We start from the raw sequence: 16,662 nt of genomic DNA, 5'->3' as shown, positions 1-16,662 counted from the left end.
AATCTGTTTTTTGTCACAAGCGGCAAGTGTTTAACATTTTCTCAGATTATAGATTAGCGTACTAGCTAAAGATGTCGAGTGTGGGATGTGACATCTGGTGAACTTATAAAACTCCATAGCTAGTTAAGAACGAAATCGTTATTCGTTAAAAAAACGTTATTATTTATGCGGTCAGGAGAGCTAATAATAAGAGGAAAACTTGCCCGAAATCTGCCCGAATTAAAACGGAAAAAGTGATAACTAATTGAATCTATTAGAACGCAACGGAACGTATTTCAGACGATAAAATAGTGGTTTTTTGTTTAACTATATGAATTTAAAGTGAATTTTTATTTTTAGCGAGAACAGGAATCGAATTCGGTCTCTTTTTATTTCTATTGTAAATCAATGGGTTATGTGTTTCCCTTCGAAATTTCCTCAAATTTCTGTATTCCGGTCTTTTTGGTTAGATCACATCCAAATCCGGGTTAACATTTCTTTTACAGTAAAATCAGAGCATCACGTAAGCTTTATTATTGCGTTCATCGAGATAGGGTTTCGTGGTGTTCTCTGAGGTGTGGCCCAGTAGTTTTTGAGCGAATTCCTCGCCGCGTTCGTCTTTGTACAGCCGACCAGCCAGGCTACGGATCTCGTGAAATGTCGGTGGGTTATCACTGAATTTAACACCTGAAATTTTTCTGGCTTTTACAAATTTCTTTGTGAGCCCATCCGGGTGAATATTCCCGGTCGGGCTATTTTTCCTGATTCCTGCACTGATCATGAAATCGGTTCTGCTTACCAGCCGGCAGCGATCGATAACCGTTCCCGGACGTAACCCTGGCACCTCAAGGGTCAGGGATAGGGGAATAGCTATTTTCATTCCGGTTTTAATCTGAGTTACGTGTAAGCGGTTGTCAAAAACATCATTAAATTTCATGTTTACGATATCCTCCCTACGTTGACCTGTAACGAGTGCTAAATCCATCGCGAGAGGGAACCATGAGGGCATATGCTCGTGTAGCATTATAAACCTCTATTCGCAAGCGCTCCCTTGCAACTTCAATTTTTGGTACCTTGGCTTTTTCAACCGGATTCAGTGTTATTCTTCCTTCTACAACAGCTTCACAAAACATGTCAGATAGTACAGACCTCGTCGCCCCCGCCATCGTGTTTTTACCTTCCGCGATCCATAGCTCAAGAAATTCTGCAACATGACGCGTGCTTACTTCTGCCAGAATCATTTCTCCTAATCCGGGCAGTCCGTTTACGGGCCGTAAGTAACGAAGCTTAATGTAAATGTTAGATCGTATGCGCCTGTTAGGGGCTGCGGGTAAGATAGCCTTACAGACGCATCTGAAAAACCTCCGGCTATGCCGGAGAATATTTATTTACAAAAATCTTACTTCTTATCTTCCTTACTAATGATACAAGAACTAATGGGAAAACTATACCGAATGAAAGATATGTTATTGTTTCAATGATTGACCCATTAGATGGGCCGTCAATGCGATGAAGATCATCAATTTGCTTGAGCCCTACAATGGTTAATAGAAGAGTTGCTATCTTGAAAAAGAAGAAGTGCATAGCGAGAATGTGTACTGTATTCTCGCCTATTGTTGTGAAAAATCTAACGAGTATGTTAGATTTTATGTGGTAAGAAATACCAATTACGAGAGAAATGCTAATAAGCGATAAAAAGATAAAGCAATACGGATCAATGCTTCCGTATAAATACATAGTTGGCCGTATTACAATGTAACTAAGGACTATGACGATTAGCGCTGGCAGCATAGCATTTATGCTGCTCAAGGATTTGAATCCAAATTTTTTAAATACATAGCCTATGTAGAAAAACGGCAAATAGACGAAGTATTGTGCGTTTGGAATGTGAGTGTTTATGTAGGGATTATTAGCAATTGCATTACTTTTTACAATCCACCAACCAATGAAGAATAAAATTAAAACTGAAGATCCAATTAGCAGTTTATTTTCTTTAACCACTCTATTTAGCCAATAAAAAACAAACTGCATTAAAATCAATACTGGTATGAACCACATTGCACCTGCCAGTGCTTCAGATGGTATTGTTATAGACCGTATAAATGCTGTGACATAATCAGCAGGTGAGTAATAAATGTAATTTGTAGGTTGTAACCCAAACTCAGTAAGTAAATTATGCGTCGATATGATTATCGCAGAATAAATAAGGTACTGACAAATAAGCTTTGATCTGCTTTTTAAAAATTTACTAAATCTGTCAGCATACTTGTCGTAATGAAAGAAATAACCCGATAGCAGAAAAAATCCGGCAACTTGATAGTAATAGAATACCTCCCCAAATGGGAAATTTGCAATGTGTCCAGCAACAACAGACAGCATCATAATTCCCTTGGCTATATCAAGACTTCTGTCTCTGTTGCTTCTTACAGATGGAGTTTGCAATAATTCTGGCGTTAGATTGTGCATGTCGTACAAAAAGTGAATTAATCAGTGCGAGAAATTTAACATATTACACTGGAAAAGAAAAACAACTTACCACTTGTGAGCAAAACCATCGCGCCAGAAAATTTACAAACATAAAAACCGTCTCTGCATTACAAACTTAGGAACGAGGGGGCTAAGGAGAACCCAGCATATGCAAGCGACAGCCAGAGATTCAAAATTGACGAGATCTGCAGGGTCAATTGCAGTACATGCTTGGCTGAGACTATGAATGGCTATGCCATTTTCCAGCCAGATCTTTCGCGTGCAGCTTCAGATGCCAATACCAGTGGAATGTAGACCACAGGTTCGTCATCAGGTTATAGCTCAGCAGGGCGGCTGTGACACCATCACTCCAGCGGGCCGGGGTACTCAAGCCAGATTCTGGTATTCTATCCAGACTTGGGGCAGAGTGACTAACAGAGATTGGTTATCCGGGCTGTATGTTACTTTACCATGCGTAGTGTTCAGTTTCAGACACTGCCGGACGGGCCCGAGTAGTCGGCGGTTCTCCTCTTTTAACCCGAGCATGTCTGCCAGTGCAGAGATGATGCAGAACCGTGAGTGCTCGTCGCTAATCTCCACCACACTGACTTTTTATTGATTGTGAATGAGTCTGTCATTCACGTAAATATCAAGCAGGTAATTCCCTGGCGCAATATAGCCATCCCGGCTGAAGGCGGATAAATCCACACTGAGGTGGTCACTGTTTTTAAGAGAATCGGCGCTGAACTCCGTCGTCTCTACTGGCAACGACAGTATATTCAGAGTAATTAGCAGTGTAGGCCGATTCAGTTTCATGGTATAAGCCGCTATCCGTGTTGCCTGAATAAATGAAAATCCGCCGCTGCTGATTTAAACCGTTCCGTGAAATAACAGCGCATCACTGAAGAAATAAACAATTCTGGCGTCCGGACATACCAGATAAATGGACAGCGAAACTGTTTATTAAAATCTGAAATAAATATCGGCTTGTGGGCCGTATCAGAAGTGTTTCTGATTATAGATGACTGTGGTGCCGACAGTGCCTTGGGAGATTGATCCTCCAGCGGTTATCATACGTGCAAAGAAATTCAGCTTATTAGTCGCCGAATAGGTATCCAGCGTAATATCACCTGCTGTAGGTGCCTTGCTCAGGTCCACAGGATTAACGCCATCACCTGTCAGAAGCTGAATAGCCACATTGGTAACAGAATTGCTTGCAGTATTTGCTATTTCTCCTTTAGCCAAATGACCGTCCAGTGGGGGCAGAACACTCGGGAATGTCATGGCCACTGTTGAATAGTGGCGGCACCCGCGCCCGAAGTACTTCCGAGGCCCTCAAATAAATACCCGGTAAGATTGATAATAACTGAAACCGAACTCGAGGACTTGCCTGCTGCTGAGACCCTGGTCTACTTTGATGCTCTCGCTGTCCGGCACAATGCAGCCCGACGCATCAATGGCTGAGACACTAAGGTCATCGCCCTCCCGCCAGCGTCAGTGGTGGCAATAGCGCCAGCAGTAAAAGTCGATGCGCCATATATCATACTGACAATCGCTAGGGCAAGCATTATTTTATTACGCATAGATAATGTCATTTGAGCGAATGAGAATTATTGATCACAGGCTGAAGATAGGTCTGAAAATATTAATGAGAGACGTTCATGTAAAGCGGGTATCAATAATAAAAGCCACACCACCAAAGTGTCTGGCCCCCTCCCAGGACGCCGATATTTAATATAATTCATTGATAATAATAGTGAATTCGAATCAAAATAACAAAAAATAGATCGATACGATAAACGTTTATGATTGTGATTTAAGAGTAATCATGAAAGAAGCACTTTAAAAAAACTAACATGTCGAATGTCTTGTTTGTAAGTGTTTACCATGATTGTGAAATATTTAATAACATTATTGATGAAATGTGTCTTTTATTTTGCGGGAGAGCTCAATATCATGAATGATAATTTCAAGTATGTGTTCAGACCGAAACGAAAACAGGATTAAATACTGCTACAAAATCAAATGTAAGGTTATTAATTCTAATATTTTAAACTGTCCTGGCTCAAATGCAATAAAGATTCATCGGTGAAGCGGCATATTTCTTTAGTTGTGATGGTCATCACGATAGTCGCCATGTACTTCGCAGCACTGAAATGTTAAAGATACAACATATGCCGACTCTGGAAGTATTCCTTTGTCTCCGGTTAGACGAAAATTGTTATTGCAGCAGTTGAGAGAATTTCATATCACGGTTTCTTCAATTGCCGAAAGGATTTATATCTTTTTAGCCAAACAGCGTTATGCCGCTGAAATACTCGACTTGTAGGTTATCACAATAAAGCATTTTTTATGGCGCGAGCAAGTATTTATGGCGATTATTCTTGGTGGAGATGATAGCGCGCCACTGAAATTGATGAGTGCTGGAAAGTGTGTGCTGGGACTGTGGTATCATGGGCAAGGTAAAAGAGCGTACTTACATTTACCGGTATTCCATTCGCTTGGAGAAATACATTCTCTCTACCATGAAATGATAAAAAAATAATTGCTAAGGGGAGGGCTGGGATGGCGTTTAACTAATTGCCCTTCGCCCCTGGCACGGCTAGAGATACTCAGACAGCCGCTTGTAGGCGGCATGGTACGGATACAAAAACATATTGCGCTGTTATATAAACTGTAAACTGGGCTGTGCGTATAATACGAATCTTTCACTCAGAGAAACCTGCTGACAGCGTTAGTACTCCATTAATTAATTTTGTACTAAATCTCTGTGGTATGGCACAGACGTTTAGAAGACAGGTCAATTGCGAGCTGCTGGCTGGGATTTCGTCGCGCCGCTCAAAAATGCACAGAGTTTTTCACCCGCCGTTAATGGCTCAATGGGCGTTTTTCTGAGGGCGGTCTCAGTCATGACGATGGCAGGACCAATAAGCATGGACCATGCTTCGCTCGCGTCTTGCTCAAGCGATGTGAAGGCAAGGAACAGTGTTTTATCTGAAGGAAAGCGGTGCTGAGTATTAAAAAGTTTCAGCCAGGCGCGGGACTGCCGGTCGGCCTGTGCTGATCGCGTGCCGAAGCGGAGTACTCTTTTTAGTATGGCGATACCCACAATGCCTGGCCCCAGAATAAAGGGACTCCCGACGTTTATGGTGACGCCGACCCCGAGAAAAACGAGGGCGAATGACAGCACGTTATCTACTCTTCTGGTAAGAGTACTGTATAGCTTTTCCAGAGAGTACCGGTAAAGAATTTGATAACTGATTTCATCCTTGCTCATACATCTCCAGATGGTTTTTCGATTACGCTCCGGTATGCTCCCGGAATCCTGACAGATTCTGCAATTATGCCACACTTCCTGGAGGGTATTAATTAGATGAAATATAAATAGCAGGCAAATATTTTGAGCTTTTAGTCGATATCGCTTTGAATATCATTTCTCCTGATCCAGGAGATGCTGTTGTCGAGAATCGGGTCAAACGTTGCCGCGTCGGTCGGACTGCACAAGGTAACTCTCGCAGTCAGACTCTCATTATGGTCTCTAAATGGATAACCCGCAGTCGCAACACGCCGGATGTCACGACTGACGCTATTATTACCCTGGCTTGTTAAAGCGGCATGACCACATTTTCTATATATAATAATTTGTTGTCTTTCGACCAGTATTGTCGAGTTTTTTGGTTTAATTCCACAATCCATTTAAAAACGCCTGCCGTTGCCAGATCGGTACAGTATTTTTCATAGGAATGCTCCCCCGAAAAGTGTTTATCTGAAGTCAATTTTATTAATTGCGTATTCGGTGTTGAATTGACTTTAATCAGCTTTCTATTGCTTTTAATAGAAATGAAGTGGCCTGCATGAGTGATAATTTTCACATTGCCGGTAGCAACAAAATAGATGTAATAAGCGATATTATTATATTCCAGATCGATTAGAAATGCGTTGAAATTTGCATCCTTTCTGACGCGCTCGAAAAAGTGGTTAAGCATAAGCTGTAATTCCATTTGTTAACCTATTGTAAGTTATAATGTTATATGTTGTGTTAGAGTATTGTTGCTTAAAAGCAGCCATACAAAGATGTTACCTAAAAGCAATAATAATCGCCTGGTATCATATAGTTTACGTTATGATTGGAATAGTGTTGCAATTGTTACTGATTATTTCTCGTAGCGCGTTTTTTTGACCACTAATAGATGCGTCAATCCATTTCATTTGTAGTTTTTCTGAACGTCATGAAAAGTCATAATATATAAAAATCAGTTAATTAATTGATGTTTAGATAAGGATTACAGTGACGGAGAGGTTTGGCGTGGCGACTTTATAGGTTTTGAAAAAGCGGCTAACTCGCTGGCAGGATAATTGGTAGCCAGCCTGCGAATGGGGGCAAAATCGTAATAACATCAGCATAAATAATAATATTCATGAATGTTTTGTGTGACGCAGCAGTTGAATTGAAGTGATGTTTTGTCTGTTCAGGATTGTCCCGATAAAAATGTTTCTCGATAAAAGTCGATCACCTTGCGCCGAAAAAAAACAGGCTAAGTGACAGAAGAACAAAATCCATCAGGAAAATAAAATTTATAAATATCAATGAGTAAAAATGGTTGTGGAGAAGGTGGCTATTTTTTGAAAGCAAGAAATATAAACAAAGTGTAGCTATGCATAGTTATCTAAAAGGAGAACTACCGTGACTAACATAACACTATCCACCCAGCACTACAGAATCCATAGAAGTGACGTTGAACCAGTAAAAGAAAAAACAACGGAGAAGGACATTTTTGCAAAAAGTATTACTGCCGTTAGAAATAGCTTTATCAGCCTGTCGACGAGTCTGTCAGATCGTTTTAGCCTGCATCAACAAACAGACATACCGACTACCCATTTTCATCGTGGGAACGCTTCTGAGGGTAGGGCGGTATTAACCAGTAAAACTGTTAAAGATTTTATGCTGCAAAAGCTCAATAGTCTGGATATCAAAGGTAATGCGAGTAAAGATCCGGCCTATGCTCGTCAGACATGCGAAGCCATATTATCAGCCGTGTACAGTAATAATAAAGATCACTGTTGTAAATTACTCATCAGTAAAGGGGTCAGTATTACCCCCTTTCTGAAAGAGATAGGAGAGGCTGCGCAGAATGCGGGGCTACCTGGGGAGATAAAAAATGGTGTATTTACTCCAGGTGGGGCAGGGGCGAATCCTTTTGTCGTCCCCCTCATTGCTTCCGCGAGTATTAAATATCCGCATATGTTTATAAATCATAATCAGCAGGTATCTTTTAAAGCGTATGCTGAGAAAATCGTTATGAAAGAGGTTACGCCGCTGTTTAATAAGGGGACGATGCCAACGCCACAACAATTTCAGTTAACTATAGAAAATATTGCGAATAAGTATCTTCAGAATGCCTCCTGAAGGTAGTAAATACAATACTGCTATTAACCATATGAATTAATAGCAGATTTTCTGAAACTATATATTCATTTTTATGGCGACGCTTTTAACAAAACGTCGTCATATTTATTTTAATATAAAAATCAAATGGATACACTTAAAACTTAAAATAATTGTTATTACTCTAAATGCCGGTATAACCAGACAGCTTTTTTTGAAACGCTGCGTGTTGTTAAGTTTATGATACCCGCGCACGGATGATGTCTCGATAAGGATTAATGGTCTGTTAACTGTCAGGAGAGGTTATGCCACCTTTAAAAAAAATTGTGCTGCGCCTGTTTGTGGGGGCGATGGTCGCCACGGTAACGACACCTGCATTGGCGCTGGTTTGCCTTGAGGATCACTCCGCTAAAGAGTGTGCTATATCGTGTGCTGAGGTGATGTGGTTTATGTTTCCGATATGCTTTTAAGGAGGAAGAATATTGAACGTGAACAGGCGATAGTGAGTAGCTCGCTGCGCCAGGGGATAATACTCCCCTGGCGCAGCCAGTTATATTTTAGTGCGGTGATAACAAAGCATTTACTCACTACTGATGAAATTCGCTATTTACAACAGAGCACGCTTACTAAGCAAAAAAATCTGCACACGCTATCTTTTTATATCTGTCCTGGGTAATGAATGACAGGAAAAACATGATGCGGCCTGAAGAGATTTATCAGCGAATAGAGGCAAAAAATTGGCGGCATGTCTGGGTGGTCGGCGATATTCACGGCTGTTTTTCAATGTTAATGAAAAGGTTACGTGAGTGTCGATTTGATCCGCAACAAGACTTGTTAGTTTCTGTGGGCGATCTCATTGATAGAGGCCCGGACAGCTTGGGTTGCCTGGCTTTACTGCGTGAGTCCTGGATGATGGCGGTTCGCGGCAATCATGAACAAATGGCGCTGGATGCGCGGGCCTCATTGCAGTCGACGCTGTGGTTGATGAATGGTGGCGACTGGTTTACCCGCCTGACCGCTGAACACGCTGCGCAAGCTGAAGCGCTTTTTATCCTTTGTCAGCGGCTGCCCTGGATACTGGAAGTTCGCTGCCGCCATAGCACGCATGTGATCGCTCATGCTGATTACCCCGCGTCAACCTATCAATGGCAAAGAAAAGTCGATTTACATCAGGTTCTCTGGAGCCGCGAACGGCTCATAAATAAGCGCGGCGGGATTAGCGGAGCCGATCATTTTTGGTTTGGCCATACGCCGTTGCGCCGGCGCATGGATTTTGCCAACGTACACTATATTGATACGGGCGCGGTATTTGGCGGGCAATTGACGTTAGCGCGGATACAATAGCGGTATCAGCGCCCAGGGTTAAAAATCGCTATATTGCTGCGCAGGCCGCCAGAAGCCATCGATAAAATCCTCTACCGGAAAACAGCCGCCATGGCGAATCCGTTGATCGTCCATCGAATAAAGACATTGCTGCTCGGTATCGTAGATGTCCACGACAATATCCTCGCATCCTCCATCCAGGTAACATACAAAAAGTACCAGCGCGAACATTACATCCTCAATGTTAACTACTTTACACGATAGTGTAGGAGAGGTTAGCGCAGGGGGAAATGAGAAAAGGAAGAATAAATAACCCGCCTGGCGACGGGTTCTTTTTGAGTCAGGCAAGACGCATGACCCAGGCATCAGATTTAGGATCGTAATGAGTACGGAACAAAACGGAATGTTCCCCGTTGAGAATGGCGGGAACGCTGGTTTCGGCATCCCAGGCGTCCAGTTGCATACATAAATCCGGATCGGATTTACAGGGGATTGTTAACGTTCGCTCCCCCGGCGATTCGCCATGTAATTCGGCATCGTCGATTTCAAAAGCGCCAATGCGCACACTGGTTTTCATCATCGTGCTCTCCGTTAATACGCTAATTGTGGTACGACCAGTTTAGCCGTCCATTTTTCAGCGTAGTCAACGTACGCAAAAGCGCCAGTCAAAAAGTGCGGTTTTTTTGTGCGCCTTTTAGCTATTACCAGTAAAGAGTTTGCCATCCCGCACCAGTTCACGCGGGTAACTGTTCTTTATTCTGGCGCCGATACGTTTTGCCAGACCAAGCGGCTGATGCTGGAACGTCACCAGGACATCATCAGCGGCAGGGGGTGTTTGCGGATAAATATCCCGACCGCGATACCACTCCTCCGCCTCTTGCGCAGAGAGTTCGAATGCGTGAGCATGAGTCGGGCAGGCAAGGGCTATCGTCGCCTCATGTTGCCAGCGATAGCCTTTATTATGACTTTCAGCCAGTTTAATGCCGAGCCGGGAAAAACGGACTTTTCCGATCAGTGATTCAATCTCTGCCGGGAACAGCCAGACCTCTTTTTCACGCTGCCAAAGATGGAGATTTTCATCCCATAACAGTCCGACGGCGTTGGCCGCCTGGGTAACGTGTAATGCTTCGCGGCCTTTGAGGGGGGTAAAAGGAAACGCCCCCACTTTATACCCCGGCGCGGGCATGGCTGGAAGGGATGACATTTTACGCAGACGTGCGACGAAGAATCCTTCGCAGTCGTAAATTTGCGGGAAGACGTGCAGGAAGCCTTCCGGGGTGAGGGCGCGGTCAGCGTCAGGAAACAGATCACCCAGCGGCAAAAATTCAACGGCGTCGGCGTAGGTCTCTTGCAGCCAGAGGCAGACCGCTTCGTTTTCCTGGCGATTTAACGTGCAGGTGGAGTAGACCAGCGTGCCGCCGGGTCGTAAAGCATGAAAAGCGCTGTTGAGCAGTTCCCGCTGTGTCGCCGCGATATCCAGATTGCTTTCTGGCGACCAGTTTTTTAGCGCATCAGGATCTTTACGTACTACGCCTTCGCCAGAGCAGGGCGCATCCAGCAGGATAGCGTCAAACATCTCCGGTAACGCAGCGCCAAATACGCGGCCATCGAAATGCGTCAGTGCGGTATTGGCGATTCCACATCGGCTGATATTAGCGTGCAGAACTTTGACGCGGCTGGCCGAAAATTCGTTGGCCAGAATGGCGCCGCGGTTCCCCATGCGGGCAGCGATCTGCGTGGTTTTGGAGCCAGGCGCCGCTGCCATATCCATGACCCGCTGCGGATGATTATCATCGGCGAACAGGGCCGCGACCGGCAGCATCGAACTGGCCTCCTGAATGTAAAACAGGCCGCTTAAATGCTCAGCGGTACTGCCAAGCGGCAATGCCTCTTCATCATCGCGCTCGATCCAGAATCCTTCATGACACCACGGAATTGGCGTGAGCGACCAGCCGTAGGGCGCGATTAGGGCAAGGAAATCAGCCACGGATATTTTAAGCGTATTGATGCGTATACTGCGGCGCAACGGGCGTTGGCAGGCCGAAATAAATTCATCAAAAGAGAGCGTGGAAGGCATTGCTTCACGCATTTGCGTCAGAAAAGCGTCAGGAAAATAGACAGCGTGTTGAGCCACAGGTGTATCGCCGGCAAAAAAACAGGCGCGCAGTGTAGCATAAAACGCTCCGGCGCGAGTACGCCGGAGCCGGGTGTTTAACGTGGCAGAGCGGTACCCCATTCACGCCACTCTTTCGGTTCGCTCTCTTGTAACAGGAAATGCTTACCGGCTTGCGCTTTTGGCGCCAGCGGCGTACCTGGTGGAGTAGCGAAGGCGATACCGCCACGGATGAACTGATTAAATGTCCCCGTTTTCACCACGCCGCCTGTCAGACCAAAGTCGAGACTATAGCCGGAGGCAAGCCAGAATACGGAGTTATTACGCACCAGATATTGGTAACGCTTACTGATGCGCAAGGTGATCATCACGCGATCGGAGAGCGACCCCAGGGACATTCCGGTGACGGTTCCCACTTCGATACCGCGAAACAGGACGGGGGTACCAATATTAAGCGAGCCTGCTTCTGGCGCCTCCACGACGATGCTTAACCCATCCAGATAGCGTGAGTCGGTAATCGTGGCTTCCTGCAGTTCAAAGTCGCGCCGTGCCGCGCCGCGTCCTGGCTCAACGTTAATATAGGGCTGGAGAATCGTATCCAGATGCTCGACGCCCGCCGCGGAAATTTGTGGCGTGATAACGGAAAAACGTGTCCCGGCGCGGGCAAATGTCTGTACATACTCCGGATAAAGTACGGCTTTTGCCTGCACTTCATTACGTGCGGTGATCAATTCCAGCGTCTGGATCTGGCCGATATCAATACCGAGGTAACGAATGGGCATCCCTTCCGCCAATTTTCCGGCGTCGAACGCGTGCAGCGTAATTTGTCCGCCTACCGCGCGAGCGGAGGTTTCTGAAGCATAAAGAATGCGTTTATCGCCTTTGCGCCGACTGGCGCTGGCGCCGCTCAGGTTATCAAAACTAATGGCCCCTTTCAGCGCGCGGGAGAGTGGCGAGGCCTGTACCGTTAGGCCGCTGCCGTTAAGTTGCACCTTCGCGCCGCCTTCCGCCCAGAACACGCTATTGCTGGTTAACAGGTGGCGATATTCCGGCTTAATATGCAGGTCGATGTCAAAGGTATTGGCGCGTGGGCGAACGGTGATGACTTCGCCTACTTCAAATTTTCGATACAGCACGACGGAACCTGCCTGGACATCCGGCAACGTTTCGGCTGTCAGCGTCAGGGTGGTAGTCGGTAAGTCACTGAGACTATTTTCCAGCGCTTTTTCCAGGTTAGCATAGAGCGGGTAGGTGGATTTCATCTTCCCGCTCGTACCGGGTAAAATACGAATTCCGCCGTCAATCCACTCGCTGGCGCTGGCGCCGAGGAACTCTACGCCGTCAAGGCCGACTTTGACATCCACCCGGCTGTTGACCACGAATTTACTGTCGCCCTGTACCAAATCCCGGTGCTGCGGTTCAATCGCGACGATGAATGACACGCCTTTACTGGATAAGTTGCGCTCAATGACCTGGCCAATTTTTACGCCATGTAAAATTAACGGCTGGCCCGGTTCGATACCGTAACTTTCCGGGGCCGTCAGCGTCAGGGTTAAGGCATTCGCCTCATGCAGCAGGGCCTTTTCACCCGGCACCACCACAAATTCACTGCGCGGTTCGCCGTCGCCCGGCACCAGCTCGAAGGTTTTTCCGGTTAACAACGAACTGATATTCGCGTCGCTCAGCGACAGTTTGGGATTGCGTAACTCAATACGCGTATTTTCCCGCATCAGCGGAACAACGCTGGGATCGACGGTCATCTCTCCGGTGACTTTACCGCCAGGGTTGAGCGTCAGTTTAGAAAGCTCACCCACCTCCAGTCCCTGGTACATGAGCGGCGTAGATTCCGCCTTCAGACCGTCTCCGCTGGGCAGCTCAAGTTTAACGATTACCCCTCGTTGGCTGTGGGCTAAATCTTTATATAAGCCGAACGTGTCATCCTGGGCGGCGGGTTTGGAATTGTCCGGCGAATCAAACGCAATCGCGCCATTGACCAGGGCCGCGAGGCTCTCCAGTTTCACCTTCGCGCCGCTCAGGCTTAGATCGGCGTCAATGCCGGAGACATTCCAGAAACGGCTGCCTTTTTTCACCAGATCGGTAAACCGTCGCTCAATCAGAACGTCAATCGTCACGCCCTGTTTGTTAGGGTTAATCGAATAGTCATACACCCGTCCGACAGGGATTTTACGGAAATAGACCAGTGAACCGCTATTAAGCGAACCGAGATCCGGCGCATGGAGATGAATCATCAGATCGCCGTTGCTAAGCCGGTATTTAGGCTGTGTATCCAGGGCGACGAAATGATCTCTGGGCTTGCCTTTACCTGGCATCATACCGATGTAATTCCCGCCGACCAACGCATCCAGGCCGGAAACGCCCGCCAGCGAGGCTTTGGGCGTCACCAGCCAGAATTGCGTCTCTTCGCGCAACGCATCTTCCATATCTGATTTGATACTGACGCGAACTTCAATTTTGCGCAGATCTTTGCTCAGACTGACATCTTCCACGGTGCCGACTTCTACTCCCTGATAACGCACGGGAGTACGGCCCGGTACGATACCGTCCGCCGACATAAAATCGATAGTCACGCTATTGCCGCGATCCTGGTAGCTATCCCATACCAGCCACCCCGCGATCATTAGCGCGATAAGCGGTAGCAGCCAGAAAGGTGAAATACGGCGTTTGGTTTTAATTTGCGCTTCAGTCTTCGAAGCGGGCGTTTCCTGACTCATGTGCATCCCAAAGTAAGCGGCTATCCAGCCATTCCACTGCAAGAATAGTCAAAATTACCGCTGCGCCGAAATAAAACGCAGCCGGTCCCATAGTAAAAGCCAGAATCTGATCGCGATTAATCAGAGACATGGTTAACGAGATAACGAAAAGATCAAGCATCGACCAGCGGCCTATCCATGTCACCAGACGCAGCAACAGAATTCGCGTCCGCAGTCCCTGTTGGCATTTAAAATGGATACTCAACAGTAGCGTAAACATCACGATGACTTTGGTAAACGGCACCAAAATACTGGCGATAAAAACGACGGCGGCGACGGCGATATTGCTGCTGGCAAGCGACATAATGCCCGACAGGATAGTATCTTCCTGACGCCCGCCATTAATGTAGATTACCGAGATAGGCAGCAGGTTTGCCGGCAGCAAAAAGACAATAGACGCCAGCAAGGCCGCCCAACACTTCTGTATGCTCTGTTTTCTGCGTAACCGTAGCGGAATATGACAACGCGGGCAGCGTCCTTTCGCATCCGGATAGCCGCTAAAGTGGCAGCCAAGACAGACGCGCAATCTTTCGTCCGCACGTTGAGCAGGGCGCTGCGGATAAAATCGTTCCCATAGTTGCTCCACATTCAGATGAATCATAGTCAGAATGCTAAGAACCACCAACGAAACGAACGCTAAAAGCCCGATGCCCGGCTGCAGAAAGGCATAGTCCTGCACTTTGATAGAGGCAACGCCAATACCAACCAGATAGATGTCCAGCATCACCCACTCTTTCAGTTTTTCCAGCATCAGCAGGACTGGACGCAGATTCATGCCGAGAAGGCTGCCAAACCACAGGTAAGCAATTGAAAAAACGAGAATAAGCGGCGCGCCCACCACGCAAAAGAGCACCATTGCGGCGGTTAACGGATCGCCCTGCTGCGTCATTTGCCAGATGCCGTGCATCACATTGGCATCAATGCGTACGCCCAACAGGTAGATATGGAGTAACGGTTCGCTCCAGGCAAACGGCATCAATAGCAGCATGGTTACCGCCATCGCGGTCAGCCGCGTCAGCGACCAGTCGCGCCCATCGCGAATTTTGGCCTGGCAACGAGGACAATAAGCGCTTTGATGAGCGCTCATCTCCGGCAAGCTGAACAGCATGTCGCATTCAGGGCAGCGCTGGTAGTGGCTGCGCGGCAGCGCTTCGCTAATTGACCTGATCGTTAGCTTTTTTGTTGGCGTGACGTGTGAGGTGTTCAGAGCCATGTATCGTGAATCAAAGTGTTAGAATAATGTAATCTTAACTCATGACAGGAATAATCTTGAGCAAGAACGCATTTAATGCTTATTTTAATAGCCTGTGTTTAGGAGTAAGACCACGAAGTGATTATATAATGAGCAAAACAGAACTATACGCGGCGTTAAACCGCGATTTTCAGTCGTTAATGGCAGGTGAAACCAGCTTTCTGGCCACGCTGGCGAATACCAGCGCGCTACTGTTCGAACGTCTTACCGAGGTGAACTGGGCAGGGTTTTATCTCCTCGAAGGCGATACGCTGGTGTTGGGGCCGTTTCAGGGGCGAATCGCCTGTGTGCGGATTCCGGTTGGTCGCGGCGTGTGCGGCGCAGCGGTAGCGCAGAATAAGGTTCAACGTATTGATGATGTTCATGCGTTTGACGGCCATATTGCCTGTGATGCCGCCAGCAACGCCGAAATTGTGCTGCCTGTCACGGTTGGCGAACGGATTATCGGCGTGCTGGATATAGATAGCACGGCGTTTGGCCGTTTTACCGAAGAAGATGAACATGGCCTGCGTACGCTGGTCGCACAGCTTGAAACCGTGCTTGCAACGACGGATTACAAAAAATTCTTTGCGAGCGTCGCAGGATAATCAACGGATAACGTAGCAATTACTGATGGCGTCATTATAATGACGCCTGTTCATGCCTGCTGCTTGTTGGCTACGTCCGTTGTAATCAGGAAATTTCATGGAAAATCAACCTAAGTTGAATAGCAGTAAAGAAGTTATCGCGTTTCTGGCCGAGCGTTTTCCTCACTGTTTTAGTGCGGAAGGCGAAGCTCGCCCGCTGAAAATTGGTATTTTTCAGGATCTGGTAGAGCGAGTTGGGGGCGAAATGAACCTCAGCAAAACGCAACTTCGTTCCGCTTTACGTCTTTATACTTCAAGCTGGCGTTACCTGTACGGCGTTAAGCCGGGCGCAACGCGCGTCGACCTTGATGGCAATCCGTGCGGCGAGCTGGAAGAACAGCATGTCGAACATGCGCGTAAGCAGCTTGAAGAAGCCAAAGCCCGTGTTCAGGCGCAGCGCGCAGAGCAGCAAGCGAAAAAACGCGAAGCTGCCGCGGCGGCTGGCGAAAAAGAAGACGCGACGCGACGCGAGCGTAAACCTCGCCCGGTAGCGCGTCGTAAAGAAGGCGCTGAACGTAAACCTCGCGCTGATAAACCGACGACGAAAGCGCCGCGTGCGCCTCGCGAAGAGAAGCACACGCCGGTTTCTGATATTTCAGTATTGACCGTAGGGCAGTCCCTCAAGGTGAAAGCGGGTAATAATGCGATGGATGCCACCGTATTAGAAATCACCAAAGATGGTGTCCGTGTACAGCTGAATTCGGGTATGTCTTTGATTGTACGCGCAGAACACCTGGTGTTCTGAA

The 16,662-nt window shown here is 46.9% G+C and carries 17 protein-coding genes and 1 pseudogene; 7 read left to right on the top strand and 11 right to left on the bottom strand.

Annotated elements, in window-relative coordinates; genetic code table 11:
* Nucleotides 1-490: 490 nt before the first annotated feature.
* The 4 genes and pseudogenes from ACLJTG_RS03750 to ACLJTG_RS03735 all read right to left on the bottom strand — a co-directional run.
* Nucleotides 491-1,229 (bottom strand): annotated as a pseudogene (locus ACLJTG_RS03750) (tyrosine-type recombinase/integrase); the annotation flags it as partial.
* A gap of 118 nt (nucleotides 1,230-1,347) precedes the next feature.
* Nucleotides 1,348-2,445, bottom strand: a complete 1,098-nt coding sequence (locus ACLJTG_RS03745; protein WP_020924196.1) for an acyltransferase family protein — start codon at nucleotides 2,443-2,445, stop codon at nucleotides 1,348-1,350.
* A gap of 612 nt (nucleotides 2,446-3,057) precedes the next feature.
* Nucleotides 3,058-3,261: a FimD/PapC N-terminal domain-containing protein gene (locus ACLJTG_RS03740; RefSeq protein WP_000774038.1), complete on the bottom strand. Its 204-nt coding sequence runs from the start codon at nucleotides 3,259-3,261 to the stop codon at nucleotides 3,058-3,060.
* Nucleotides 3,262-3,444: 183 nt separating this feature from the next.
* Complete coding sequence (locus ACLJTG_RS03735) at nucleotides 3,445-3,690, bottom strand: hypothetical protein (RefSeq protein ID WP_001051755.1); 246 nt, start codon at nucleotides 3,688-3,690, stop codon at nucleotides 3,445-3,447.
* A gap of 1,126 nt (nucleotides 3,691-4,816) precedes the next feature.
* Between ACLJTG_RS03735 and ACLJTG_RS03730 the strand changes: the two genes are divergently transcribed.
* Entirely contained in the window at nucleotides 4,817-4,990 is a 174-nt protein-coding gene (locus tag ACLJTG_RS03730; protein WP_021000421.1) for a CZB domain-containing protein, read from the top strand.
* A 255-nt stretch (nucleotides 4,991-5,245) separates the two neighbouring features.
* Here the strand turns inward: ACLJTG_RS03730 and ACLJTG_RS03725 are convergent, their stop codons facing one another.
* Nucleotides 5,246-5,722 carry a hypothetical protein gene (locus ACLJTG_RS03725; RefSeq protein WP_079951497.1) on the bottom strand — a complete coding sequence of 159 codons (477 nt, stop codon included), beginning with the start codon at nucleotides 5,720-5,722 and terminating at the stop codon, nucleotides 5,246-5,248.
* Between the two features lie 328 nt (nucleotides 5,723-6,050).
* Entirely contained in the window at nucleotides 6,051-6,446 is a 396-nt protein-coding gene (locus tag ACLJTG_RS03720; RefSeq protein ID WP_000422889.1) for a DUF1398 domain-containing protein, read from the bottom strand.
* Between the two features lie 683 nt (nucleotides 6,447-7,129).
* On the opposite strand from ACLJTG_RS03720, the gene sopE2 reads away from it, so the two are divergent.
* From sopE2 to pphA, 4 genes are all read left to right on the top strand, one after another.
* Nucleotides 7,130-7,852, top strand: a complete 723-nt coding sequence (gene sopE2 / locus ACLJTG_RS03715; RefSeq protein WP_020839289.1) for an SPI-1 type III secretion system guanine nucleotide exchange factor SopE2 — start codon at nucleotides 7,130-7,132, stop codon at nucleotides 7,850-7,852.
* A 284-nt stretch (nucleotides 7,853-8,136) separates the two neighbouring features.
* A complete protein-coding gene (locus ACLJTG_RS03710; protein ID WP_001134857.1) occupies nucleotides 8,137-8,301 on the top strand; it encodes a hypothetical protein in 165 nt (54 codons plus the stop codon).
* Complete coding sequence (locus tag ACLJTG_RS03705; RefSeq protein WP_024143539.1) at nucleotides 8,292-8,507, top strand: hypothetical protein; 216 nt, start codon at nucleotides 8,292-8,294, stop codon at nucleotides 8,505-8,507. The genes ACLJTG_RS03710 and ACLJTG_RS03705 overlap by 10 nt, the downstream gene beginning before the upstream one ends.
* Nucleotides 8,508-8,524: 17 nt before the next feature.
* Nucleotides 8,525-9,175 carry a protein-serine/threonine phosphatase gene (gene pphA / locus ACLJTG_RS03700; protein ID WP_000986173.1) on the top strand — a complete coding sequence of 217 codons (651 nt, stop codon included), beginning with the start codon at nucleotides 8,525-8,527 and terminating at the stop codon, nucleotides 9,173-9,175.
* Between the two features lie 18 nt (nucleotides 9,176-9,193).
* Here the strand turns inward: pphA and ACLJTG_RS03695 are convergent, their stop codons facing one another.
* The 5 genes from ACLJTG_RS03695 to yebS all read right to left on the bottom strand — a co-directional run bounded on the left by ACLJTG_RS03695 (nucleotide 9,194) and on the right by yebS (nucleotide 15,251).
* Nucleotides 9,194-9,385 carry a YebW family protein gene (locus ACLJTG_RS03695; RefSeq protein WP_000457838.1) on the bottom strand — a complete coding sequence of 64 codons (192 nt, stop codon included), beginning with the start codon at nucleotides 9,383-9,385 and terminating at the stop codon, nucleotides 9,194-9,196.
* 109 nt (nucleotides 9,386-9,494) lie between these two features.
* Nucleotides 9,495-9,731, bottom strand: a complete 237-nt coding sequence (locus ACLJTG_RS03690) for a YebV family protein (RefSeq protein WP_024131108.1) — start codon at nucleotides 9,729-9,731, stop codon at nucleotides 9,495-9,497.
* A 117-nt stretch (nucleotides 9,732-9,848) separates the two neighbouring features.
* Entirely contained in the window at nucleotides 9,849-11,288 is a 1,440-nt protein-coding gene (gene rsmF / locus ACLJTG_RS03685) for a 16S rRNA (cytosine(1407)-C(5))-methyltransferase RsmF (protein WP_079951509.1), read from the bottom strand.
* A gap of 77 nt (nucleotides 11,289-11,365) precedes the next feature.
* Nucleotides 11,366-13,999, bottom strand: coding sequence for a PqiB family protein (locus ACLJTG_RS03680; protein ID WP_001535256.1), 2,634 nt, complete (start codon nucleotides 13,997-13,999; stop codon nucleotides 11,366-11,368).
* Nucleotides 13,968-15,251 (bottom strand): membrane integrity lipid transport subunit YebS, encoded by a 1,284-nt coding sequence (gene yebS / locus ACLJTG_RS03675; RefSeq protein WP_001207294.1) that lies wholly within the window; start codon nucleotides 15,249-15,251, stop codon nucleotides 13,968-13,970. Before yebS ends, ACLJTG_RS03680 begins: the two co-directional genes overlap by 32 nt.
* Before the next feature lie 128 nt (nucleotides 15,252-15,379).
* On the opposite strand from yebS, the gene ACLJTG_RS03670 reads away from it, so the two are divergent.
* Nucleotides 15,380-15,877 carry a GAF domain-containing protein gene (locus ACLJTG_RS03670; protein WP_001518229.1) on the top strand — a complete coding sequence of 166 codons (498 nt, stop codon included), beginning with the start codon at nucleotides 15,380-15,382 and terminating at the stop codon, nucleotides 15,875-15,877.
* 97 nt (nucleotides 15,878-15,974) lie between these two features.
* Nucleotides 15,975-16,661 (top strand): RNA chaperone ProQ, encoded by a 687-nt coding sequence (gene proQ / locus ACLJTG_RS03665; protein ID WP_079951499.1) that lies wholly within the window; start codon nucleotides 15,975-15,977, stop codon nucleotides 16,659-16,661.
* The last annotated feature ends 1 nt before the right edge of the window (nucleotide 16,662 follow it).

The organism is Salmonella sp. SAL00672 (genome assembly GCF_046552175.1).
GTDB classification, from domain to species: Bacteria; Pseudomonadota; Gammaproteobacteria; order Enterobacterales; family Enterobacteriaceae; genus Salmonella; species Salmonella enterica.
The sequence above is the reverse complement of the archived record's forward strand: the minus strand, read 5'-3'. Positions and strand labels throughout refer to the sequence as shown.

Bases quoted from the DNA above. Each gene is read 5' to 3' on its own strand.
- ACLJTG_RS03745 (WP_020924196.1), bottom strand. From the start codon at position 2,445: ATGCACAATCTAACGCCAGAATTATTGCAAACTCCATCTGTAAGAAGC.
- ACLJTG_RS03740 (WP_000774038.1), bottom strand. From the start codon at position 3,261: ATGAAACTGAATCGGCCTACACTGCTAATTACTCTGAATATACTGTCG.
- ACLJTG_RS03730 (WP_021000421.1), top strand. From the start codon at position 4,817: ATGGCGATTATTCTTGGTGGAGATGATAGCGCGCCACTGAAATTGATG.
- ACLJTG_RS03725 (WP_079951497.1), bottom strand. From the start codon at position 5,722: ATGAGCAAGGATGAAATCAGTTATCAAATTCTTTACCGGTACTCTCTG.
- ACLJTG_RS03720 (WP_000422889.1), bottom strand. From the start codon at position 6,446: ATGGAATTACAGCTTATGCTTAACCACTTTTTCGAGCGCGTCAGAAAG.
- ACLJTG_RS03710 (WP_001134857.1), top strand. From the start codon at position 8,137: ATGCCACCTTTAAAAAAAATTGTGCTGCGCCTGTTTGTGGGGGCGATG.
- ACLJTG_RS03705 (WP_024143539.1), top strand. From the start codon at position 8,292: ATGCTTTTAAGGAGGAAGAATATTGAACGTGAACAGGCGATAGTGAGT.
- pphA (WP_000986173.1), top strand. From the start codon at position 8,525: ATGATGCGGCCTGAAGAGATTTATCAGCGAATAGAGGCAAAAAATTGG.
- ACLJTG_RS03695 (WP_000457838.1), bottom strand. From the start codon at position 9,385: ATGTTCGCGCTGGTACTTTTTGTATGTTACCTGGATGGAGGATGCGAG.
- ACLJTG_RS03690 (WP_024131108.1), bottom strand. From the start codon at position 9,731: ATGAAAACCAGTGTGCGCATTGGCGCTTTTGAAATCGACGATGCCGAA.
- ACLJTG_RS03680 (WP_001535256.1), bottom strand. From the start codon at position 13,999: ATGAGTCAGGAAACGCCCGCTTCGAAGACTGAAGCGCAAATTAAAACC.
- yebS (WP_001207294.1), bottom strand. From the start codon at position 15,251: ATGGCTCTGAACACCTCACACGTCACGCCAACAAAAAAGCTAACGATC.
- ACLJTG_RS03670 (WP_001518229.1), top strand. From the start codon at position 15,380: ATGAGCAAAACAGAACTATACGCGGCGTTAAACCGCGATTTTCAGTCG.
- proQ (WP_079951499.1), top strand. From the start codon at position 15,975: ATGGAAAATCAACCTAAGTTGAATAGCAGTAAAGAAGTTATCGCGTTT.